This is a genomic window from Parvimonas sp. D9 (genome assembly GCF_035282565.1).
GTDB lineage: Bacteria > Bacillota > Clostridia > Tissierellales > Peptoniphilaceae > Parvimonas > Parvimonas micra.
In genome coordinates, this window is record NZ_JAYKBM010000204.1 from 1 (window position 1) to 254 (window position 254).

Sequence of the window (254 nt, forward strand, 5' to 3'; positions counted from 1 at the left end):
CAACGGAGAAGTTGGAAAATTATTTGTAGAAAGAGTTTCATAAATAAAAAATAAAAAAACAACGGGTGAAAATCCGTTGTTTTTTAGTGCTAAAATAGAGCATATAAAATAGAGCATAGAAAAAGCACAGAAATTCTGTGCTTTAATTAAAATTTTTTATAAGTTTTCTCTAAATAGAGGCATACTCATACATCTTGGGCCCCCACGACCTCTAGATAATTCACCTGAATCAATCTTATGAAGTTTTACTCCTT

The 254-nt window shown here is 30.3% G+C and carries 1 protein-coding gene; it reads right to left on the bottom strand.

Features of this window, described 5'->3' with window-relative positions:
• Window positions 1-156: 156 nt before the first annotated feature.
• The coding region (locus VJI94_RS08565) for an arginine deiminase family protein (RefSeq protein ID WP_324009062.1) at window positions 157-254 on the bottom strand (98 nt) is incomplete at its 5' end.